Below are 13032 nucleotides of genomic sequence, written 5' to 3' on the forward strand. Positions count from 1 at the left end.
GTCGAGCTGGGCGTGCCGTCACCAGATGAGCCGCGCCACGCCCAACTCAACGCGCGCGAGGCCCAACTCAACGCGTATGAAGCCCAACTCGACCTTCAGTGGCCGTGGCGCATGGCGGCGTGCAGGTCCCAGTTGAGGCGGGAGATCACGTCGAGCGGGATCTCCTTGGGGCAGGCGGCGGTGCACTGACCGATGTTGGTGCAGCCGCCGAAGCCCTCGGCGTCGTGCTGGGCGAGCATGTTCACCACGCGGGTGTCGCGCTCGGCCTGGCCCTGGGGGAGCTCGCCGAGGTGGGTGATCTTGGCGCCGAGGAACAGCGACGCCGACCCGTTGGGGCAGGCGGCCACGCAGGCGCCGCAGCCGATGCAGGTGGCCACGTCGAACGCGCGGTCGGCCTTGTCCTTGGGCACCGGGGTGGCGTGCGCGTCGGGGGCGGCGCCGGTGTTCACCGAGATGTAGCCGCCCTGCTGGATGATCCGGTCGAACGCCGTCCGGTCGACGACCAGGTCCTTGATGACCGGGAACGCGTCGGCGCGCCACGGCTCGATGGTGATGGTGTCGCCGTCGACGAAGGACCGCATGTGCAGCTGGCAGGTGGTCGTGACCTCGGGACCGTGTGCCTCGCCGTTGATCATCAGCGAGCACATGCCGCAGATCCCCTCGCGGCAGTCGGAGTCGAACGCGACGGGCTCCTCGCCCTTCTCGTTGAGCTCCTCGTTGAGGACGTCGAGCATCTCCAGGAACGACATGTCGGGCGAGACGTCGTCGACCTCGTAGGTGTGGATGCCGCCGGCGTCGGAGGCGTTGGTCTGCCGCCAGATCTTGAGAGTCAGCTTCACTTGTACGACCTCTGCTTCATCTCGACGAACTCGTAGGTCAGGTCCTCCTTGTGCAGGACAGGGTTCTCGCCCTCGCCGCCCCACTCCCAGGCCGCGACGTAGGAGTACTGGTCGTCGACGCGCAGCGCCTCGCCGTCCTCGGTCTGGGACTCGCCCCGGAAGTGGCCACCGCAGGACTCGCGACGGTTGAGGGCGTCGATGCACATCAGCTCGCCCAGCTCCAGGAAGTCGGCCACGCGGCCGGCCTTCTCCAGCGACTGGTTCATCGAGTCGGCGGTGCCGAGCACCTTCACGTTCCGCCAGAAGTCGTCACGCAGGGTGCGGATCAGGTCGATCGCCTTCCTGAGGCCGTCCTCGGTGCGCTCCATGCCGCAGAACTCCCACATGATGTTGCCGAGCTCGCGGTGGTAGGAGTCGACGCTGCGGCTGCCGTTGTTGCCCATGAAGTGGTCGATCCGGGCCTGCACCGACTGCTGCGCCTCGACCACCGCGGGGTGGTCCTCCGGCACCCGGTCGAACGGCCCGTCGGCGAGGTAGTCGCGGATCGTGTTCGACAGGACGAAGTAACCGTCGGCGAGGCCCTGCATCAGCGCCGAGGCGCCGAGCCGGTTGGCGCCGTGGTCGGAGAAGTTGGCCTCCCCGGTCACGAACAGCCCCGGGATCGTCGACTGCAGGTCGTAGTCGACCCACAGCCCGCCCATCACGTAGTGGACCGCGGGGTAGATCCGCATCGGGACCTCGTAGGGGTCCTCGCCCGTGATCTGGGCGTACATGTCGAAGAGGTTGCCGTACTTGGACTCGATGGCGTCGCGGCCGAGCCGGTCCATGGCCTCGGCGAAGTCGAGGTAGACCCCCCGGCGTACGCCGTCGACCTCCGGGCCGACCCCGCGACCGTCGTCGCACATGTTCTTGGCCTGCCGGGAGGCGATGTCGCGCGGCACCAGGTTGCCGAACGACGGGTAGATGCGCTCCAGGTAGTAGTCGCGGTCCTCCTCGGGGATCTCGCGCGGGTCCTTGTCGCAGTCCGCCTTGTTCTTCGGCACCCAGATCCGGCCGTCGTTGCGCAGCGACTCGCTCATCAGGGTCAGCTTGGACTGGTGGGCCCCCGAGACCGGGATGCACGTCGGGTGGATCTGGGTGTAGCAGGGGTTGGCCATGTAGGCGCCCTTGCGGTGCGCCCGCCAGGTGGCGGTGACGTTGCACCCCATCGCGTTGGTGGAGAGGAAGAAGACGTTGCCGTAGCCGCCCGAGGCGAGGACGACCACGTCGGCGAAGTAGGTCTCCAGCTCGCCGGTGACCATGTCGCGGACGATGATCCCGCGCGCCCGGCCGTCCACCACGATCAGCTCGACCATCTCGTGCCGGGTGTAGCAGCGGACGGTGCCTGCGGCCACCTGGCGCTCGAGCGCCTGGTAGGCGCCGATCAGCAGCTGCTGGCCGGTCTGGCCCCGCGCGTAGAAGGTGCGGGACACCTGGACCCCGCCGAACGAGCGGTTGTCGAGCAGGCCGCCGTACTCGCGCGCGAACGGGACGCCCTGGGCGACGCACTGGTCGATGATGTTGGCGGAGACCTCGGCCAGCCGGTAGACGTTGGACTCGCGCGAGCGGTAGTCGCCGCCCTTGATGGTGTCGTAGAAGAGCCGGTAGGTGGAGTCGCCGTCGCCCTTGTAGTTCTTGGCCGCGTTGATGCCGCCCTGGGCGGCGATCGAGTGCGCGCGACGGGGGGAGTCCTGGTAGCAGAAGGACTTCACGACGTACCCGGCCTCGCCGAGCGTGGCCGCGGCGGAGGCCCCCGCCAGGCCGGTGCCGACCACGATGATCGAGAGCCGGCGGCGGTTGGCCGGGTTGGCGATCCGGGCCTCGAACTTGCGGGTCTGCCAGCGGTCCTCCAGCGGTCCGCCGGGCGCCTTGGTGTCGGCGACCGGGTCGCCGAGCGTGTAGTAGCCCGCGGCGTCGTCGTACTCCTCGTGGGCGGAGGTGGTGTGGGAGGCGTCGAAGGTGTTGGTGGTGTCGGGCATGTCGGTCATGTCAGGGCACCTCTTCTAGTCGATGACGCCGGCGAGGACGAAGACCGGGACCAGCGAGAACCCGATCGTGATGATCAGCGCGAGCGACAGTCCCAGCACCTTGGCGTTGCGGCGGGCCCGCGCGTTGTTGGTCAGGCCCAGGGTCTGCGCGGCGCTCCAGATCCCGTGGTGGAGGTGGGCGCCCAGCATCGCCATCGCCACCAGGTAGATCAGCGTCATCCACCACAGGTCGAAGGTGTCGACCAGGAGGTCGTAGGGGTCGTCGGTCGGGCCACCCTGCGGGTTGACCTTTCCGATCGTGAAGTTCAGCAGGTGCCAGACGAGGAACACCAGGATCGTGACTCCGCCCCAGCGCATCATCCGGCTGGCGAAGGTGGCGCCCGTGCTCTTCTTCACGACGTACTTCACGGTGCGGGCCCGGCCGGCCCGGCGCCACAGGACGACCGCAGCGTAGACGTGCACGGCGAGGGCGACGATCAGGCCGACCCGGGTGATCCAGAGCAGCCCGCCGTGCGGCAGCAGCGGCTCGCCGATCTCCCGCAGGTGCTCGGCGTACTCGTTGAAGGCGTCGTGACCGGCGAAGGCCTTGAGGTTGCCGTACATGTGGAGCAGCACGAACCCGATGAAGACGATCCCGCTGACCGCCATCAGCATCTTCAGGGCGATCGTCGAGCGCGTCGAGCGTGCTCCCGTCACCAGGGGCCTGCTCGGAATCTGGGTGGCCACGAATGGCTAGGCTACCCGGCCGCAGCCCGCCGGGCGGCCCGGGGGAGTGTGAGAAATGACGCCCTGCAGGCCGGGTCAGCGACGGCGGCGGATCTCCTCGACGACCGCCGGGACCACCTCGTGCATGTCACCCACCACGGCGTACGTCGCACGTGTCATCATCGGCGCCTCCGGGTCGGTGTTGACCGCGAGGATCGCCTTGGACGACGCGCAGCCGGCCCAGTGCTGGATCGCGCCGCTGATGCCGCACGCGACGTAGAGGTCGGGCGAGATCCGGCTGCCGGTCTGGCCGACCTGCTCGTGGTGGGGCCGCCAGCCGAGGCTGGTGACCACCCGGGTCACCCCGACCGCGCCGCCCAGCAGCTCGGCGAGCTCGGTCACCGGCCCGAACCCGTCGGGTCCGCCGGCCCCGCGCCCGGCACCCACGACGACGTTGGCGGAGGTGAGCGACGCGGACTCGTCGGGGACCGGGTCGGTGGTGCGGACGACCCGCGCCACGAGGTCGGCAGGGGGGACCTCGGGCGTCGTCTCGACCCAGGCGGCGGCGTCGCCGCCGGACTCCTCGGCCTGCCAGGCGTGGCCGGCGACCGTGAACAGCGCCGGGCGGGTGGTCAGCCGCATCTCCTCGAACGCCGCTCCGCCGGCCACCTGCCGACGCACGGTGAGCGGCGAGAGCCCGTCGAACGAGACCACGTTGGCGGCCATCGGCACGCCGAGCCGGGCGGCGAGGTGGGCGGTCACCTCCATGCCCCGAGGAGTCCCTCCGGCGAGGAACGCGACCGAGCCGGTCGCGGTCAGCACCGCCTGGACGGCTGCGGCCCACGCCGCGCCGCCGAAGGCGGACACCCCGTCACCGGTGGCCTGCTGCACCTCGGACACCCCGTGCCGGCCGAGCGTCGCGGCCACGACGTCGCGGTCGGGGACCTCGCCCACGACCACGGCCCGGACCGCTACGCCGCCGCCGGCCCGCGACAGCGATCGGGCGAGCGCCAGGGACTCCAACGACACCTCGTCGACCTCACCGGTCGCCGGGTCGACCTCGCACAGCACCAGGATCACCGGAGCACCCCCAGCCGCTGGAAGAGGTCGACCACGGCAGGCGCGGCCTCGGGGCCCTCGCCGATCACCTCGCTCGAGGTCGGCGGCTCCTCGGGCAGGTGCCACGCCACGCGACCTCCGCCGGAGGCGGTCGCGGCGGGCGGGCGGACGTCGACCTCGACCTTCTTGGCCGCCATCCGCCCCTTGAGCGTCGGGTAGCGCGGCTCGGTGCCGCCCTCGAGCACCGACGCCACCGCCGGCAGCGGCACCTCGTAGGTCTCGTCGCCGTAGGCCCCGGTCACGCTGGCCACGAGCACGCCGTCGACCACCTCGGCGGTGCCGGCACCGGTGACGATCGGCCGGCCGACGGCGTACGCCAACCGGACCGGCACCTGGAAGTCGCCGGTGTCGGCGGCGTCGTTGCCGAGCAGGACCAGGTCGTAGGGGTCGCCGGCGGCGTCGGCCTCGGAAACGAGGGCGGCGAGCTCGGTGGCCACGTCGGCGGGGCCGAGCGCGACGGGATCGGTCTCGACGAGGACCCCGGCATGGGCGCCGAGGGCGAGGGCGCCGCGGATCTGCTCGACCGCCTCGGCGACGCCCACGCTGGCGACGGTCACCGAGCCACCGGTGGCCTCCGCGACCTGGATGGCCAGCTCGACGGCACAGGCGTCGTGGTCGCCGATGGTGTAGCCGGCGTACCGGCCGTCGAGGCCCTGCCGGTCCTCGGTGAGCGTCGCCTCGCCCGAGGAGTCGACGACCCGCTTGACCGCCACCAGGACCCGGGTCACGAACGGACCCGCTCGTTGCCGGGGTCGAAGGCGGCCGTCGCGTCGGCGCTGACCACGCTGACCGGGTAGAGCTCCTCCATGTAGGAGACGGTCAGCCGGGTGCCGACGCTGGCCTGGTCCGGCGGCAGGTACGCCATCAGCAGGTGCTTGCCGAGGCTGGGCGCCGAGCCCGCCGAGGTGACGTAGGGGTGGTGGCCGTGCCCGTCGGTGAGGGTCCCGCCGTCGGCGGCGAGGATCGGCTCGTCGCCGAGCATGTAGCGCTTGACCCCCGAGGCAGAGGTGTGGTCGTCGACGGCGAGAGTGCACATCACGCGCGCGGGGTCCTGGTCGCGCTGCTTGAGGTAGGCCTCCCGTCCGGTGAAGTCGGCGGACTTCACCTTGGGTCGCTGCATCCCGGCCTCGACGATCGTGCGCTCGCCGTCGAGCTCGAACCCGAACGCCCGGTAGCTCTTCTCCAGCCGCCCTGTCGTCGCGTAGACCCCGATCCCGACCGGCACCGCGCCGTGCGGGCCGCCCGCCTCGTGGAGCATCCGCCACAGGGCGGCGCCCTGCTCCATCGGGACGTAGATCTCCCAGCCGAGCTCGCCGACGTAGGAGATCCGGGACGCGAGCACGTCGAGGGTGCCGACCGTGAGGTCGCGGCACCGCGCGAACGGGAAGCCCTCGTGGCTGATGTCGTCCGTGGTCAGCTCGCCCAGGATGTCGCGGGCCCGCGGCCCCCACAGCCCGATGGTGGTGTACGCCGACGTCAGGTCGACCACCGCGGCGGCGTGCCCGCGGGCGTGGTCGGCGAACCACTTGAGGTCGGCCATGCCGTGTGCGCCGCCGGTGACGACCCGGAACCGGTCGTGCGCCAGCCGCATCACCGTGAGGTCGGACCGGAAGCCGCCGCGGGCGTCGAGGACCGGCGTGTAGACGACCCGGCCGGGCTCGACGTCGACCTGGGCCACGACCGTCCGCTGCACCACGTCGAGGGCCTGGGGCCCGGCGACGTCGAAGATCGCGAACGCCGACAGGTCGACGACGCCGGCACGCTCGCGCATGGCCAGGTGCTCGGCGTTGATGATCGGGCTCCACCAGCGGCTGTCCCACTCGTGCTCGCGCGGCATCACCGCGTCGCCGTAGTCGCCGAGGAGCGACTCGTTCCCGGCGTACCACTGCGGGCGCTCCCAGCCGACGGCCTCGAAGAACACCGCTCCCTGCTCGACCTCCTGGGCGTGCATCGGTGCCAGCCGCTTGCCGCGGTCGGACTCCCACTGCTCGCCGGGGTGGACGATCCCGTAGGTCTTGATGAACGACTCCGACGTCCGCGCCCGGACGTGCTCCCGGGTGCGCTGGTGGGCGTGGAACCGGGCGACGTCGCTGTGGTGGAGGTCGATCTCGGGGAACCCGTGGGTCATCCACTCTGCCAGAGCGCGCCCGACGCCGGGGCCCTCCTTGATCCAGACCGCGGCCGCCGACCAGAGGCCGCGCACCTCGGGCGTCTCGCCGAGGACGGGCGCGCCGTCGGGGGTCAGGGAGAGCAGGCCGTTGATGGCGTAGCGGATCTCGGCGCCGTCGGCGCCGAGCGCGTCGGGCATCAGCTCCAGGGCCGTCTCCAGCTGCGGGTCGAAGTCGTCGGCGGTGAACGGCATCTCGGTCGGGCTGAGCTTCGCCTGGTCGATCGAGGGGATCTCGTCGGGCTCGTGCAGGATCGCCCGGTGGGCGTAGGAGCCGACCTCCATGTCGGCGCCGTGCTGCCGCTCGTAGCAGAGCGAGTCCATGTCACGCACGATGGGGAACTGGATCTCGCCGGTGATCTCGCCATGTTGTCCGGCGAGCTGGGGGATGGGTCCGACGCTGATCATCTGGTGGACCGCCGGCGTCAGCGGGATCGCTGCGCCCGCCATCGCGGCGATCCTGGGGCTCCACACGCCGCAGGCCACGACCACCGTCTCGCAGGCGATGTCGCCGCGATCGGTGCGGACGCCGCGGATCGCGCCGTCCACCACGTCGATGCCGGTCACCTCGACGTTGGGTGCCACCGTGAGCGCCCCCGCGTCGATCGCGCTCTCGCGCATCAGCGTGCCGGCCCGGAGCGAGTCGACCACGCCGACCGACGGCGTCCAGAAGGCTCCGATCACGTCGTCGACGTCGACGAAGGGGATCCGCTCCTGCACCTGCTCGGGGGTCACCAGCTCGGCCTCGATGCCCCAGGCGCGGGCGCTGGACATCCGCCGCCGCAGCTCCTCCATCCGTTCCGGCGTCCGGGCCAGCTCGTAGCCACCGGACTGGGTGAAGACGCCGAGCTCCTGGTACTGGCGCACCGAGTCGAGGGTCAGGTCGGTGATCTCGCGGGAGTGGTCGACCGGGAAGATGAAGTTGGAGGCGTGGCCGGTCGAGCCCCCGGGGTTGGGCAGCGGGCCCTTGTCGATCTGCACGATGTCGCGCCAGCCGAGCCGGGCGAGGTGGTGCACCAGGCTGTTGCCGACGATCCCGGCACCGATGACGACGACCCGGGCTGACTCCGGCAGTGACATGGTGGCCTCCGAACCCCCTGGAGCGTGACCGCGTCGTTGCGCTGTGCGCATCACGACGCGTCATGCGAGACATGCCAACTCTCGGTCGCGAGGTGCGTCCGTGTCAATGGACGCGGCCGGGGTGCGACACGGCACCTGCTCAGTCCGGCTCCTCGCCCGACCACCCGAGGGCCAGCGAGACCTCGCGCGCGGCCTGGAGCAGCGGCCGGACCGTGGCCGCCCGGGTCTCCTCGTCCATGCGCCAGGTGGACCCGCTGACGCTGATCGAGGCGACCACGTCGCCGTGCGCGTCGTGGACGGGTGCCGCGAGCGCGGTCAGTCCCTCCTCGAGCTCGTCGACGGTGATGGCGTACCCCCGCTCCCGGGTCTCGGCGAGGTGGCGGTGCAGCGTGCGTCGGCGGGTCACCGTGCGTGGGGTGTGCGCCTCCATGTCGGGGATCAGCGCGTCGATCTCGCGGGGCTCGAGGTGGGCCACCAGCGCCTTGCCGCTGCTGGTGGCGTGGAGCGGTCGGCGCTGGCCCACCCAGTTGTGCGGCTGCAGGGACGACGCCCCGGCGATCTGGTCGAGGTAGAGCGCGGCGGAGTCGACGAGGACCGCGACGTTGACGGTCTCGCCGGTCTCGGCCGCCAGCTCCTTGCACAGGGGCCGGGCGACCTGCACCAGGTCGATGCGGGCGGCCGTCGACCCGGCCATCCGGACCAGCCCGAGGCCGAGCCGGTACTTGCCGCGGACGTCGGTCTGCTCGACCACGCCCCGCGCCTCCATCGTGCCGATCAGGCGGAACGCCGTGCTCTTGTGGACGCCGAGCTCGGACGCCACCTCGGTCACGCCCGCCTCGCCGGCGCGGGCCAGGAACTCCAGTATCGTGATCGCCCGGTCGACGGACTGCACGACCCCGACGTCACGGCCCTGCTCGACGGTGCTCATGCGGACACCCTAACCCCTGTTGCGCATCGCGGGCTGCAGTGCGCATGGCGCAACAGGGGACGGGTTACGACAGGCCCCGGATCCGGCCCTCCTCGTCGATGCTCATCCCGGCGCTCGCCGGCACCCGCGGCAGGCCCGGCATGGTCATCACGTCGCCCGCGATCAGCACGACGAACCCGGCGCCCGCGCTCAGCCGCACCTCCCGGACGTCGACGACGTGGCCCTCGGGTGCGCCCAACGCCTTGGGGTCGGTGGAGAAGGAGTACTGGGTCTTGGCGAAGCAGACCGGGAGGTGCCCGTAGCCGTCGGCCGCGACGCGGTCGAGCTGACGGCGCGCCCGGGCGCTCCACGACACGCCCTCGGCCCGGTAGATGCGGCGGGCGACCGCCTCGGCCTTCTCGACCATGCCCAGGTCGTCGGGGTAGCAGAAGCCGAAGTCGACCTCGTCCTTGTCGAGCAGCGTCTGCAGGCCGGCCGCCAGCTCCGCTGCACCCGGGCCGCCGTCGACGGCGTGCGTCGACGTGAACGCCGCGCACTCCTCGGCCCCGGCGAGCTGCCGGACGGCCTCCACCTCGGCGTCGGTGTCGTGCGGGAACCGGTTGATCGCGACCAGGGCGGGGACGCCGAACACGTCGCGCAGGTTCTGCAGGTGCCGGCGCAGGTTCTCCCCACCCGCCCGGACGGCGCCGACGTCCTCGCCCTTCAGGTCGGCGACGGCCACCCCACCGTGGTACTTCAGTGCCTTCACGGTCGCGACCACCACCACGGCGCTCGGCTCCAGCCCGGACAGCCGACACTTGAGGTCGAAGAACTTCTCGGCCCCGAGGTCGGCCCCGAAGCCGGCCTCGGTCACCACGACCTCGCTCAGGGCCAGCGCGGTGCGGGTCGCCAGCACCGAGTTGCAGCCGTGGGCGATGTTGGCGAACGGCCCGCCGTGGACGAACACCGGTGAGTGCTCGAGGGTCTGGACCAGGTTGGGCTGCAGCGCGCCGGCCAGCAGGATCGCCAGTGCCTCCGGGGCGTCGAGGTCGGCCGCGGTGACCGGCGCTCCGTCGCGGGTGTGGGCCACCACGATCCGCCCGATCCGCTCCTTGAGGTCGGTCAGCGAGGTGGCCAGGCAGAAGATCGCCATCAGCTCGCTGGCCACCACGATGTCCCAGCCGTCCTCACGGGGGATCCCGTTGCCGGTGCCGCCCAGCCCGATGACGACCTCGCGCAGCGCCCGGTCGTTCATGTCGACGACCCGCTTCCAGGTGACGGTGCGCGGGTCGATGTCGAGCGCGTTCCCCTGGTGCACGTGGTTGTCGAGGAGGGCGGCGAGCAGGTTGTTGGCCGCCGCGATCGCCGCGAAGTCGCCGGTGAAGTGCAGGTTGATGTCGGTCATCGGCACCACCTGGGCGTAGCCGCCGCCGGCCGCGCCGCCCTTCATCCCGAACACCGGACCCATGCTCGGCTCGCGGAGCGCTGCCGTCGCCCGGACGCCGATGTGGCGCAGCCCGTCGGTGAGCCCGACCACCGTGGTGGTCTTGCCCTCACCGGCCGGCGTCGGCGAGATGCCGGTGACCAGCACCAGCTTGCCCGGTGGGGCGCCGTCCAGCGTGCTGAGCCAGGCCCGGTCCAGCTTGGCCATGTGGCGGCCGTACGGGACCAGCGCCTCGTCGGGCACCCCGAGCTTCTCCTCGGCGACCCGGGCGATCGGCCACAGGTCCGCTGCTTCGGCGATCTCGACGTCGCTGGGGAGCCCTGTGGGGGTCCCCGCGGGTCGTCCGCCCGTGTTGATCGGCATCGGTGCTCCGTCCCCCCTCGCGCCCCGGCTCAGACGGCCGCGTCGAGGCCGCGGGCCCGGAGCAGCTCGCGCTGGTTGGGGTTGACCGAGGGCCGGAACGGCATCTCGACCACCTCGGCCCGGACCGGCCGGCCGGGTACGTCGGCGTAGTGGTCGGGCAGGTGCACCCACAGCTCGGTGCCGAGCCCGGTCGCGGCGATCGGCACGTGGCCCATGGCGATGTTGAAGCCGAGCTCCGGGGAGAACCACGGGGAGGTCACGTAGCCCACCGGCTCGCCGTCCTCGGAGTCGGAGATCAGCCAGAAGTCGGGCGCGTAGTCGTCGATCGGCTTCCCCTCCAGGCGCATCCCCACCAGCTGGTGGGTGTACGGCGGGGAGCCGGCCTCGATCGCGGCGCGGGCCTCCTCCAGCTTCGCCTTGCCGATGTAGTCGGCCTCCTTGGAGCGCGGGACCTGGTAGCCGAGGTTGATCTGGAACGGCAGCGTCTCGGCGTCCATGTCCTGTCCCCACGACAGGATCCCGGCGGCGATCCGCCGGTGGTGGGCCGGGGCGATCACGGCGAGCTGGTGCTTCTCGCCGGCGGCGAGCACGGCGTTCCACATCCGCTCGGCGTGGAGGGTCGCGTCCTTGAGGTAGATCTCGTAGCCCTTCTCGCCGGAGAAGCCGGTCTGGGAGACGATCACCTCGCAGCCGTCGATGGTGCCGGCGTGCAGCCCGTACGACGGCAGCTCCTCGATCACCGGGCCGAACAGGTCGACCATCAGCGCGACCGACTTGGGCCCCTGGATCTGCACCGGGGAGACGTCGATCTCGTTGATGTCGACGTCGAAGCGGCGCCCGACGTTGACGCCCTGCAGCCAGAACATCAGGTCGGAGTCGGACAGGCTGAACCAGTACTCGTCCTCGGCGACCCGCAGCAGCACCGGGTCGTTGAGCACCCCGCCGCTCTCGTTGCACAGGATCACGTAGCGGGCCCGCATCGGCGGGATCTTGGTGGCGTCGCGGGTGATGACGTAGTTGACGAAGTCGGCGGCGTCGGGGCCCTTGACCTGGATCTGCCGCTCGACGGCGACGTTCCAGAGCGTGACGTGGTTGACGATGGAGTCGTACTCCACCATCGCGCCGCCGTCCTCCGGGCGGACGTAGCCGCGGGGGTGGTACATCCGGTTGTAGACCGAGGCGCGCCAGCAGCCGGCGGCCATCGAGAGGTGCCAGTACGGCGACTTGCGGACGCGGGTGTCGATCAGCATCTGGACCGGCGTCGGTCCGGACTGCCGCAGGTTGATCGGGACGAGACGGTCCGACTGGTCGACGGACGGGACGTTGTGGCTCATGTGTGGAACTCCTGGGTGGACGAGGGCCCGCTGGCGGGTCCCGGATCTAGCTGGTGGTCGCCGGTCCCGTGGGGGACGAGCTCGGGTCGGCACCTCCCTCCCGCAGCTGCGCGAGCAGTCGTGCCCGCCAGGCCTCGGTCGCGGCGAACTGGTTGAAGGTGAAGAAGTGGAGCCCGGCGACCACCGCCTCGTCGCGGGCGAGCGTGGGGGCGAGCCGCCGCAGGAACCGCTCGGGGTCGAAGCCGCCGGGGGAGACCAGGCGGGCGACGGTGCGGGGCTGCTTGAGCAGGAACCGGGTGGAGTCGCCGACGCCGATCCGGGTGGCGACCGCCAGCATCCGGGCGCTGTCGACCTGGCCGGGGACGCCGATCCAGACGGGGAGCGTGACGCCGCGCTTCCGGACCCGGGCGAGCCAGGTCTCGACGACCTGGGGGTCGAAGGCGAGGTTGCTCACCATCTCGGTGGCGTAGCGCCGCTTGTCCCACATCGCCTGCACCGTCAGGTCGTCGGGGATCGTGGGGTGCGACTCCGGGTAGCCGGTGATGCCGACCTGCGGGAAAGGGGAGCCCATCGCGTCGAGCGCCTCGAGCAGCGCCACCGCGTCGGGGTAGGCCCCGGCCTCGGTCGCGTCGCCGCTGGGCACGAACACCCGGTGGATGCCGGCCTCCTGGAGCCGGTCGACGATCTCGGTCAGGTGGGCGGCGTCGGCCACCATCCGGGCGGCGAGGTGCGGGACGACCTCGTAGCCGAGCCCCGCCAGCTCCACCGCGCAGTCGAGGGTCGCCTGCAGTCCGCGGCCGGGCGACGCGGTCACGGTGAGCAGCCGACCGGTGGGGACGTGCGCCACCACCGCCTCGGTCGCGGAGGCGGTCGGCAGCAGCTCGTAGCGCGGCTGCTCGAGCAGGTCGGCGAGCGCCCCGGCCGCCGCCTGGCGCGCGGGAGCGGGCCGTCGGCCCCAGCGGAGCCGCGGCGGGACGCGATGTGACTCTGTGTTGCGCATGGCGCATTCCGTTTCATGATGCGCACCCTGATGTCGCGAGGGTAGAC

10 protein-coding genes are annotated in these 13032 nt (G+C 71.6%); all 10 read right to left on the bottom strand.

Annotated elements, in window-relative coordinates:
• Positions 1 to 95: 95 nt before the first annotated feature.
• A complete protein-coding gene (locus tag ACQ1X7_RS04050) occupies positions 96 to 839 on the bottom strand; it encodes a succinate dehydrogenase/fumarate reductase iron-sulfur subunit (protein WP_432476870.1) in 744 nt (247 codons plus the stop codon).
• The gene (locus tag ACQ1X7_RS04055) at positions 836 to 2857 is read right to left on the bottom strand and encodes a fumarate reductase/succinate dehydrogenase flavoprotein subunit (RefSeq protein WP_432477018.1); all 2022 of its coding nucleotides are present in this window, start codon (positions 2855 to 2857) and stop codon (positions 836 to 838) included. Before ACQ1X7_RS04055 ends, ACQ1X7_RS04050 begins: the two co-directional genes overlap by 4 nt.
• A gap of 24 nt (positions 2858 to 2881) precedes the next feature.
• On the bottom strand, positions 2882 to 3592 hold the full coding sequence (locus ACQ1X7_RS04060) for a succinate dehydrogenase cytochrome b subunit (protein WP_432476871.1): 711 nt from the start codon (positions 3590 to 3592) through the stop codon (positions 2882 to 2884).
• A 75-nt stretch (positions 3593 to 3667) separates the two neighbouring features.
• Entirely contained in the window at positions 3668 to 4651 is a 984-nt protein-coding gene (locus tag ACQ1X7_RS04065) for an electron transfer flavoprotein subunit alpha/FixB family protein (RefSeq protein WP_432476872.1), read from the bottom strand.
• Positions 4648 to 5418 carry an electron transfer flavoprotein subunit beta/FixA family protein gene (locus ACQ1X7_RS04070; protein WP_432476873.1) on the bottom strand — a complete coding sequence of 257 codons (771 nt, stop codon included), beginning with the start codon at positions 5416 to 5418 and terminating at the stop codon, positions 4648 to 4650. Before ACQ1X7_RS04070 ends, ACQ1X7_RS04065 begins: the two co-directional genes overlap by 4 nt.
• Positions 5415 to 7937 carry a GcvT family protein gene (locus ACQ1X7_RS04075; protein WP_432476874.1) on the bottom strand — a complete coding sequence of 841 codons (2523 nt, stop codon included), beginning with the start codon at positions 7935 to 7937 and terminating at the stop codon, positions 5415 to 5417. Before ACQ1X7_RS04075 ends, ACQ1X7_RS04070 begins: the two co-directional genes overlap by 4 nt.
• Positions 7938 to 8076: 139 nt before the next feature.
• Positions 8077 to 8865: an IclR family transcriptional regulator gene (locus ACQ1X7_RS04080; protein WP_432476875.1), complete on the bottom strand. Its 789-nt coding sequence runs from the start codon at positions 8863 to 8865 to the stop codon at positions 8077 to 8079.
• 64 nt (positions 8866 to 8929) lie between these two features.
• Positions 8930 to 10651 carry a formate--tetrahydrofolate ligase gene (locus ACQ1X7_RS04085; RefSeq protein ID WP_432476876.1) on the bottom strand — a complete coding sequence of 574 codons (1722 nt, stop codon included), beginning with the start codon at positions 10649 to 10651 and terminating at the stop codon, positions 8930 to 8932.
• Positions 10652 to 10680: 29 nt separating this feature from the next.
• Positions 10681 to 11985, bottom strand: a complete 1305-nt coding sequence (locus tag ACQ1X7_RS04090) for a glycine cleavage T C-terminal barrel domain-containing protein (RefSeq protein WP_432476877.1) — start codon at positions 11983 to 11985, stop codon at positions 10681 to 10683.
• A gap of 46 nt (positions 11986 to 12031) precedes the next feature.
• Entirely contained in the window at positions 12032 to 12985 is a 954-nt protein-coding gene (locus ACQ1X7_RS04095; RefSeq protein WP_432476878.1) for a methylenetetrahydrofolate reductase, read from the bottom strand.
• Positions 12986 to 13032: the final 47 nt, after the last annotated feature.

Origin of the sequence: Nocardioides sp. GXQ0305 (assembly GCF_050880345.1) — a bacterium.
GTDB lineage: Bacteria > Actinomycetota > Actinomycetes > Propionibacteriales > Nocardioidaceae > Nocardioides.

Bases quoted from the DNA above. Each gene is read 5' to 3' on its own strand.
- ACQ1X7_RS04055 (WP_432477018.1), bottom strand. From the start codon at position 2,857: ATGCCCGACACCACCAACACCTTCGACGCCTCCCACACCACCTCCGCC.
- ACQ1X7_RS04085 (WP_432476876.1), bottom strand. From the start codon at position 10,651: ATGCCGATCAACACGGGCGGACGACCCGCGGGGACCCCCACAGGGCTC.
- ACQ1X7_RS04080 (WP_432476875.1), bottom strand. From the start codon at position 8,865: ATGAGCACCGTCGAGCAGGGCCGTGACGTCGGGGTCGTGCAGTCCGTC.
- ACQ1X7_RS04075 (WP_432476874.1), bottom strand. From the start codon at position 7,937: ATGTCACTGCCGGAGTCAGCCCGGGTCGTCGTCATCGGTGCCGGGATC.
- ACQ1X7_RS04095 (WP_432476878.1), bottom strand. From the start codon at position 12,985: ATGCGCAACACAGAGTCACATCGCGTCCCGCCGCGGCTCCGCTGGGGC.
- ACQ1X7_RS04090 (WP_432476877.1), bottom strand. From the start codon at position 11,985: ATGAGCCACAACGTCCCGTCCGTCGACCAGTCGGACCGTCTCGTCCCG.